The sequence below is a fragment of the Moorena sp. SIO1G6 genome (assembly GCF_010672795.1).
GTDB lineage: Bacteria > Cyanobacteriota > Cyanobacteriia > Cyanobacteriales > Coleofasciculaceae > Moorena > Moorena producens.
Genome location: NZ_JAAHFZ010000072.1, coordinates 21,118 through 29,478, shown reverse-complemented (window position 1 = coordinate 29,478; position 8,361 = coordinate 21,118). Strand labels below are relative to the sequence as shown.

At 43.8% G+C, this 8,361-nt stretch carries 8 protein-coding genes; 2 read left to right on the top strand and 6 right to left on the bottom strand.

Annotation, left to right across the window (positions count from 1 at the left end; translation table 11 throughout):
- Window positions 1-93 precede the first annotated feature (93 nt).
- Window positions 94-420, top strand: a complete 327-nt coding sequence (locus tag F6K63_RS32735; RefSeq protein ID WP_287314449.1) for a hypothetical protein — start codon at window positions 94-96, stop codon at window positions 418-420.
- A 4-nt stretch (window positions 421-424) separates the two neighbouring features.
- Here the strand turns inward: F6K63_RS32735 and F6K63_RS32730 are convergent, their stop codons facing one another.
- From F6K63_RS32730 to F6K63_RS32715, 4 genes are read right to left on the bottom strand one after another with little or no spacing between them, the layout of a single operon-like run.
- Complete coding sequence (locus F6K63_RS32730) at window positions 425-3,022, bottom strand: SAV_2336 N-terminal domain-related protein (protein ID WP_287314448.1); 2,598 nt, start codon at window positions 3,020-3,022, stop codon at window positions 425-427.
- A complete protein-coding gene (locus F6K63_RS32725; protein ID WP_287314447.1) occupies window positions 3,019-4,020 on the bottom strand; it encodes an AAA family ATPase in 1,002 nt (333 codons plus the stop codon). Before F6K63_RS32725 ends, F6K63_RS32730 begins: the two co-directional genes overlap by 4 nt.
- Before the next feature lies 1 nt (window position 4,021).
- Window positions 4,022-5,362, bottom strand: coding sequence for a VMAP-C domain-containing protein (locus F6K63_RS32720; RefSeq protein WP_287314446.1), 1,341 nt, complete (start codon window positions 5,360-5,362; stop codon window positions 4,022-4,024).
- Window positions 5,355-6,932: a CHAT domain-containing protein gene (locus F6K63_RS32715; RefSeq protein WP_287314445.1), complete on the bottom strand. Its 1,578-nt coding sequence runs from the start codon at window positions 6,930-6,932 to the stop codon at window positions 5,355-5,357. The genes F6K63_RS32720 and F6K63_RS32715 overlap by 8 nt, the downstream gene beginning before the upstream one ends.
- Before the next feature lie 268 nt (window positions 6,933-7,200).
- On the opposite strand from F6K63_RS32715, the gene F6K63_RS32710 reads away from it, so the two are divergent.
- Window positions 7,201-7,356, top strand: a complete 156-nt coding sequence (locus tag F6K63_RS32710) for a hypothetical protein (RefSeq protein WP_287314444.1) — start codon at window positions 7,201-7,203, stop codon at window positions 7,354-7,356.
- A 45-nt stretch (window positions 7,357-7,401) separates the two neighbouring features.
- Here F6K63_RS32710 and F6K63_RS32705 read toward each other — a convergent pair whose 3' ends face one another.
- The gene (locus F6K63_RS32705; RefSeq protein WP_287314443.1) at window positions 7,402-7,959 is read right to left on the bottom strand and encodes a chemotaxis protein CheW; all 558 of its coding nucleotides are present in this window, start codon (window positions 7,957-7,959) and stop codon (window positions 7,402-7,404) included.
- A 222-nt stretch (window positions 7,960-8,181) separates the two neighbouring features.
- Window positions 8,182-8,316: a hypothetical protein gene (locus tag F6K63_RS32700; protein ID WP_267875626.1), complete on the bottom strand. Its 135-nt coding sequence runs from the start codon at window positions 8,314-8,316 to the stop codon at window positions 8,182-8,184.
- Window positions 8,317-8,361 lie beyond the last annotated feature (45 nt).

Genomic DNA, 8,361 nt, shown 5'->3' with positions numbered 1-8,361 from the left:
CTGCCATCAACAGATACACTGGAGCACTCCTAAGGGAGAGAATATCTAGGAGCCGTATGAGGGGAAACCTTCACGTACGGTTCTGAAGGAGAGGTGCCCCGGATAATACCGGGCATCGACTCTAACCACTGGCAAGATGCCAGTTCTACACAGGGAATCTTCTGCAGCCACTGGCAAGATGCCAGTTCTACGCGGGGCTTATTACCCGGCCACTGGCAAGATGCCTATTCCTGCCACTGGCAAGATGCCTATTCCTGCCACTGGCAAGATGCCAGTTCTACGCGGGGCTTATTACCCAGCTACTGGCAAGATGCCAGTTCTACCCAGGGCTTATTCCCGGGCCACTGGCAAGATGCCAGTTCTACGGAGGGGAAAGGGAAAAGGGAAAACAGGGTAAAGGGCAAGAGGGCAAAAGGGTAAAGGGCTAAAGAGTCCACGCACACCCACACATAACACGGAAACCAATATAGGTGTCGAGGTGCCCAAAGGCTGGATAAGACTTGTGGCGAGACCCAGAACGGCAGTAAAGAGGGGAGATAACCCAACAACCGCCCCGCAACAGCCGCTGATAATTATAATTTTCATTATCATATTGCCAGGCACTGTCATCTGTCGGGGCACCTTGATAGTGTGAGTGCCAATGGTCTGCACACCACTCCCACACATTCCCATGCATATCGTAGAGTCCAAAGTTATTGGCTACCCCAAAACTACCCACTGGGGTCGTTTCCTTAACATATTTGCCTTTGGCACCAGAGCCATAAGTATAGTCACCATCATAGTTAGCTAGGTCGGTTGTAATCGTCTCGCCAAAATGAAACGGGGTGGTTGTTCCGGCTCTACAGGCGTACTCCCACTGGGCTTCGCTGGGCAAGCGATAAGGGCGTTTCGTATACTGGGACAGCCGCTCACAAAACTCCACCGCATCATCCCAGGAGACTCGCTCTACAGGTAGGTCTTTACCTTTAAAATAGGATGGATTGGGTTTAAGTTCTGTTTTGACTTGGGGTAGGGCGGCCACAGCTTGCCATTGGGCTTGGGTAATTGGGTATTTGCCCATGAAGAAGGATTTAACCGTGACTTGATGCTGGGGACTTTCACTGTTGCTATGCCCCTCTTCTGTTTTTGGGGAACCCATGATAAAGCTCCCTTCGGGAATGGCAACCATCTCTAACTCAATGCCATTCCCTAAGTCTTGGGTAAAACCATCAGCTTGTTGCTGATGACGGTTGATAATTAGTTCTGTTTCTTTTCTCAACCAGCCTGTTTGTTTCAACTCAATAGTTGCCACTTCAAAGTCAAAAGGTTCTAGCTCAATGTCTATTGATGCATCTGAAGAGTGACTAGAAATGCGTTCCAAGTGTTCAGCTAAAGCAGCATACTCTCCTCCCAAGCGATGCAAAACCTGAGTAGTAATCTGGGCAAAAGGCATTATCTTCTGTTGAGTAACTTTATCCCACTTAAAATCGGCAGACAGCAAAGCTGTAAAATTCTTAATATATATACCGAATTTGCGGGCAATATATTGGGAAACTTCCTCCAAGACTGCATCAACATCTGGAATCGGAACGGAGTCTACTAGTAAGTCTCTGACTCCTTCGACAAACTCATACTGAACTATCTCCCCTTGAGAGGAAACGGGTTGTAAAAGACCACTCATGAATACTTCAGCAACATGAACCTGCATCGACTCTGGTAGCAGAGTTTCTTGGATAAGATAAACCACAGGCAAACTGACAGGAACTGCTGCCATCAATCCCGCTAAACGTCTTGCTGTAGGGGATGCTGTTGTCCGAAATCGCTTCACCAAATCGACTGCAGATAGTTGATTTTGAGCTGTTGATAAAGCTTGGGGTAAAGACGCGACTAAAGATAACTCCAACAAAATCCCAGCGGTTTGGGTATTCCCTAACCCAGCCACCACTCGCGACCATTGTTTGAGAGAATCAGGTTCTAAGGTAACCACAGGTAAGGTTAAACTGTTGGCAAGATCGACATCTTCCCAAACTGGTAGTCCATCGACTATGAGCTGAGGGTTGGGGATACCTGGTGCTAGAGCACTTAATTGCACGGGAAACCCAGCACCTAGTGCAGTTCGCCCCCACAACCGTTCTGGCAAGAGTTGTACAATTGCTAGGGAGCATGCATTAGACCAGAGTTTCAAGAGGTCATGGATTTTACCTTGACGCCAGATTGGAGATATGCAATCACTAATTAACAGGATTAAGCGCCTACCTGCGGGGTCTAATAATTCCTTTGGACTGCGGAAACCTTGTTTATTTGCTGAGAAGTTACCCTTGGGAAATAGCTTGATTACCCCATCATGATCAGTTTTTAAGCCCCAAGTGCGAACATCTCGAAAAGCGCCTTGAAGTTCAGTCAGTTTCTGAAACTCAGCGATTATTTCTTGCCAAATTACTGTGGAACGGGATTCCTCCACCACCAGGGCTAAATCTAACCAGCGTTCCGGTGCTGGCTTGAGTACAGGTGTCCAAATCTTTTTTTCCACAATCTGGGTAACGGTTTCCTCTTCATCAAGAACCGTCTGAGTTTGAGAGGGAACTTTCCGCATCAGGGCACGCAACGCCCTTGCTAACCCTAGAGTTTGGCGTAATGCTGGAGCAGCGGGTGCTTGAAAGGGAATGCCTTTAGATACCGTTTTCTCTGTTGAGTTATCTGTTGAGTTATGGGGTGAGGAAGGGGGAAGATGAGCAGAGGCAGTAGGTGGACTAGAAGCAGATTTAATGGGTGGTGTTAATTTAGCATCAGGCTGCGTTTTAGGCGTTTTAGTTTTGGTTTCAATAACAGTTTCAGAATCTTCAATAGGTCTTTCCTGGAGGGAACTTTCTTCAACCTCACCGATTTGAACAGCAGGTGTTTCCTTGAGGGAACTTTCCTCAAGCTTACGGATTTGAACAGCTAACCAGAGGATATCGGCAATTTGTTCACCATCTAAATCTAACTCAGCCCGTTTGAGGTGAAAATTTAGTGCAGCGATACCCAAAGTTTCTGGTTTCATCATCCATCCTCACTGCTGGTTAAATACTTAAGTAATTGTTCAACTAATTTTTCTTTTTCTTGACCAGTGGGTGAAAATTCACGAGTCATCAAGTAAATAACATTGAGGAGTTGATCGGTTGCTAAATCTCCCTCTTTACGTTTTTCCAGAAATTGCACAATTAATTCCTGAGCTTGTTTGGTAATCTCCGGCTCTGTACCCAAATGAGCTGCCACAATTTTCTCTAATTCTACATCACTGGGTTCCTTTATATTCAGCCGCAGACAGCGCCGCAAGAAGGGGGGCGGAAAGTCTCGTTCTCCATTGCTAGTTAGAATTACCAAGGGAAACGCTTTACAACGTATTCTTCCTTCTGTGATATCAACTTTGATATCTTTGGCAGTTGGCTGATTTTCATCTTTATAAGCGGTTCGTACTGCTACTGTTTCCAACTTTTCTGAAATCCGAACTAATTCGGGTATCTGAAATTCTCCCTCTTCAAACACATGAAGCAAATCATTAGGCAAGTCTATATCACTTTTATCAATTTCATCAATCAGTAGCGATCGCGGCTTATCTGATGGTAATAGTGCTGTACCTAAAGGCCCAAGTTGAATATAGTTACCAATTTGTTTGAGATTATCCTGATTAGTCTTATCCTGTTGCTGAGCATCCTGTAGACGACCGATGGCATCATAGGAATAAAGACCATCCTTCAAGGTTGTCCTGGTTGTAATCGGCCAGTATAACACTTCACCTAATTTTAACTCATAAGCAACGGCATAAGCTAAGGATGTTTTTCCAGAACCTGGTTTTCCGGTTACTAGCAAAGGACGACGCAGGTAAAGGGCTGCATTGACTAAATCAATTTCTTCAGAACGAGCCTGAAAAGTAGCACCCCGTCGTTGCGCCTTGTTGATATTCCCATCAAACTGACGCCAACTCGGTGGAGGGGGTAATAGCTCGTTAATTTCCCCATCAATAGGTTTGCCAGTGCCTTGAAATATTTTCCAATTATTCATATCACATAGAGTATTCGATACTAGGGGGCAAGCGCTTGGGGTCTTCCCATAATAAGGAAAGATGCTGTCCAATGTGAGTATCTGGAGCGGTAGGGAAATGGTCTAAGCGTTTATTTTTGACTACTTCAGGTAGTTCATGAACACAGCAACAGTTTAGAAGTCCATCAACCTCTTTTTGGCAATTGTTGGATAAATTCTGCCTTAACCATAAGGCTACGGGGATAGCTGCTTTCAGGATTACGGCAAATACACTACCTTTACCTACCTGTAGAGGAGCCTTTACCAGTTTAAGTCCAATAATATTGTTTTTACTTAATTGGACAAACAATACTTTCAAATCCTGACCATCACCTGACACAAAAGCATTACAGGCAGAGCCTTGACTTAGTTGTTGGAAGAAATCCCACTTTTGTTGCCAACACCCTTTGTGACGACTGTAAGTTTGTAACAATCGCTCTGCTGAACGAACTAATACCTGATAATGACAGCCAATTGGTGTCGGAAAACCAAATTCATCATCAATTTCCCAAGTATCAACCGCTTGATTCATCAGAGCAAGGGGAAGAAATAATTCAATCGTTAAGTTTCTCCAGGAATATTTAGTACTGACATCTAAGAATAATTGGAGGATTTGCGGTATCTGATCAGCCGTAACGGCTTCCGGAAAAGATCCAGGCTTAGAAAGTGAATCACAATCTATAACACTATCATTTTGCCTAAACCAAGCATCAACAAAGTACTGCTCTTCTTTATTTGGATTGCTCACTAAGCTTTGGTTGCTAGCCTGAACAACTACCATTAAATAAGAGTTGGTACTTTTTGGTTTATTGTCTACCTCTCTCAACAACTCTGAATATCCCTTGATATTCTGGTTACCCCATTCGTTTAACTGATGATAAACTGATCGAGGCAGTTCGGAATCTGTGACTAAGTAACCTACCCATCGCTCAATTCTGGTATATTTCGATGTTCCTTGGGGCATCTTTCCTAACTCTTCAAAAATTACTGTTAAATTATCTGGTACAGGATGAGGCCAATCATCAGGAGAACAAGCGTGGTATGCTCTTTGAACACAAGTTATAATTTCTTCTTCAAAAGTAGTTAACAACTGTAGTAAAGCTTGTGTATTATCTTTTGTTTCTTCTAACTGCTTTAGTTGATTAAGCTCTCGCTCAATCTTATCCATATCATTAACGATATTTTTAAGCTGTAACTCTAGATTGTTTATCTCCTGAGGATTGCTGGTAAAGCGCTTCTTTTCGTCAACGTCTCGGTAATCTTTTTCTAACTTATTCAGGTCATCCTCTAGGCTTCCACGCCGGAGTTGTATAGCTCTACTCATCCCCATCTTCTAGTTCATGAAGCTGTTGTTCAATTTTCTCCATATCGTTAGCTATATTTTCTAGCTGTAACTCCAGATTATTTCGCTCCTGAGGATTACTTTCACGACGCAGCTTTTCTGCAACATCTGTGTAGTCTTGCTCTAACTTTTCGAGATTTTGCTTAAGGCTTTCTATTCTGAGTTGTTTAACTCTAGAAGGTTTTTTGCGAACCTTACTTTTCGTAGTTGAAGGGACTTGCTGTAAGGGTAGATTTTTCTGACTCACAGCATCAGGTTCAACTGATTTAAACAACTGTCCTCCCTCATTATCCTCCCAACGCAGATACAGCACTGGACGATACCACTGATTCCCTTCAATATCCATAGCACTTTGTCCCTGACGCAATGCGATCGCTAATGAATTTTTTTCCCCCACTGAACGATAAAACGATTCCACAAAAGCACTAGCGGCATCCACCCTGATGGAATAGGTCATTGCCACTACAGCAGGAATACCTGCACCAATCAAACTCTGTGCCACCCCATTGAAGACAGACTCACTCTTACGAGACATGGCACTTTTGCAAGCACTCAGAACAACCAAAGCAATTCCCGATGCTGAATGGGGTTGCTCCCGACGCTGCAAATTCCCCAAGAGTTCTCCCAGTGCTTTGGCACTGACATAATCAGCTTTACCATCTGAGTCTTCAAACACCAAATAACCTTGAGCTTGTCCCAATGGGGCACCGCATTCACACTGAGTTGCACCCTGGTTATAAGCTTTCTTGCACCCTATTTCATTACAGCGCTTGCCAAAAAAGCCATGTCCATCAAAATGCAGAACCTGAGGCACTGCTGAGGTTTGGCGCTCTGACAACCGCCTGCGGAGTGCTTTGAGTGTAGCAGATTCTAAAATTTCCAGTTGGATGTGCCTTTGTTCCTGAGCCTGTTGCAATCCGTTTGCGATCGCATCTGCTTCAACAGCAGGTAAATATGGCATTCCCATACTCTGATCCCCTGCCCCAGAGGAAATCAACAGGACATTGAGCCGTTCAACTCGGGGTAAATTAGGACAAGGACTACGATAGGCAATATAGCGGGAGAAGGTCACCCTTTGGTGGGCTAGAAACCCATACTGGTTATGGAGTAATTCCCAAGGATAATCAGTAATTCGTACAGGTTTAGGGTCTTCTGCTGGAAACCACAACCGAATATGTAAGAAAATGCGATCGCGTTTAGCCTCTGCTACTGCTGCCTCTATCAACTGCTGAATGTCTTGACCTAATATTTGATAGAGCCTACGCCCAATAGTAGCCAAGTAGTCAGGCTCAAAAGCATTCCGTTCCGGTAGCAGCAGTTGCTCACGTACCATCCAAGCCTGCTCCTCTTCCGAAAAGTTATCCTCTTTGAACTTAGTTGACTCTAATATCTTAACTACCGTGAAACGTCTGTCCTGGACATCGGGAGTCTGACTATCCAGAAAAGGCAGACCAGGTTCATGATGGACTTCTCCTGATGAACCCTCCACAGTCACTTTGAAGCAATCTTGCTTGCCTTCAATGGGATAAAATCGCAGTTCCAGCAGTGTCATTCCAAGATTTGCACCTTATCAGCTATGGCGAAAATTAACTCTAGTTAGTATATCATCTGATTTTCTTTGGTATCGCCAGCAGAACACCCTTAGCTTAACATTTTTACGGCTAATTATAGGGTTTATATTTGATTTGTGAACATAGGAGTTATGGAAAAAGGGAGCAGTAGGAAAGAGTTTGGAGGATTTTTTAGTGTTATTAAAAATTAGGAAGATTGTTCATGACCTATTTATAAACGCTATAAGCTTTTGTAGAACTACTGGCAAGATGCCAGTTCTACTTCTACAATCACTGGCAAGATGCCAGTTCTACTTTGACAATCACTGGCAAGATGCCAGTTCTACTTTGACAATCACTGGCAAGATGCCAGTTCTACTTCTACAATCACTGGCAAGATGCCAGTTCTACTTTGACAATCACTGACAAGATGCCAGTTCTACTTCTACAATCACTGGCAAGATGCCAGTTCTACTTTGACAACGACTCCCTACTCCCTACTCCCGACTCCCTACTCCCTGAACTATAACCTATAGCAACACTCAATGCTCGTTCTAAATCTAGCAAAAAAATCGTTAATTTTTCTGCTTCCGATTGCCATACCGCGACATAATTAGCCATACCAAGGAGATAGCTTTGACTGTAAGAGTTTGGCAATTTCCGAATCGTTGATAAGGGCAAATCGATCATAGTGGGTAGCCGATCAACCGGTATGGCGCAGGCGTCTCCCCCGGGAGTTTTAACGATGATCAAAAATTCGCCAACATTTGATAAATCAATAGGGGATTTTGTGACAGCAGCGGTTTCCCCTAAACCTTGACTTATCGGTAGCTTAGCTTTGGTAGGTTTGACGAGTATTGGTTTTAAAGGGAGCAGGGTAAAGGTTCGATTGTCTAGATGGATTAGTCTGTTATCCCGGCTACTTTCCTTAATGTTGCTGGAAAAATCCCTAACTTTCAATACCACTTTCATTGGTAATGCTAACCAATACTTAGCGATTTTAAAGACAATAACTCGGGCTTTTTTCATATCTCTACTCCGTAAGCTATCAGCTATCAGCCATCAGTTATCAGCTTTCAGCTATCAGCTATCAGCTATCAGCTATCAGTTATCAGCTATCAGTTATAAGTTATCAGCTATCAGTTATCAGCTATCAGTTATCAGTTATCAGCTATCAGCTATCAGCTATCAGCTATCAGTTATCAGGTTTCAGCTTATGGGTTACGTCACAGGCTAGAAGCCTGTGCCATGCTACTTGAGGTGCTTTTGAATAAAACAGGTAAGCATTCGTTTAATCTGAGTTAAGTCTGCTGACGGCTGACCGCTGACCGCTGACCGCTGAATGCTTACTATTAAATTATCCCAAATGAAGTTTATTTTAAGCATTAGGCTGACTACTGACTGCTGACCGCTGACCACTGACCACTGACC

What these genes read in the sequence shown, in the direction of transcription:
- F6K63_RS32730 (WP_287314448.1), bottom strand. Translation starts at nt 3,022, where the DNA reads ATGATGAAACCAGAAACTTTGGGTATCGCTGCACTAAATTTTCACCTC.
- F6K63_RS32725 (WP_287314447.1), bottom strand. Translation starts at nt 4,020, where the DNA reads ATGAATAATTGGAAAATATTTCAAGGCACTGGCAAACCTATTGATGGG.
- F6K63_RS32720 (WP_287314446.1), bottom strand. Translation starts at nt 5,362, where the DNA reads ATGAGTAGAGCTATACAACTCCGGCGTGGAAGCCTAGAGGATGACCTG.
- F6K63_RS32715 (WP_287314445.1), bottom strand. Translation starts at nt 6,932, where the DNA reads ATGACACTGCTGGAACTGCGATTTTATCCCATTGAAGGCAAGCAAGAT.
- F6K63_RS32710 (WP_287314444.1), top strand. Translation starts at nt 7,201, where the DNA reads ATGCCAGTTCTACTTCTACAATCACTGGCAAGATGCCAGTTCTACTTT.
- F6K63_RS32705 (WP_287314443.1), bottom strand. Translation starts at nt 7,959, where the DNA reads ATGAAAAAAGCCCGAGTTATTGTCTTTAAAATCGCTAAGTATTGGTTA.
- F6K63_RS32700 (WP_267875626.1), bottom strand. Translation starts at nt 8,316, where the DNA reads ATGCTTAAAATAAACTTCATTTGGGATAATTTAATAGTAAGCATTCAG.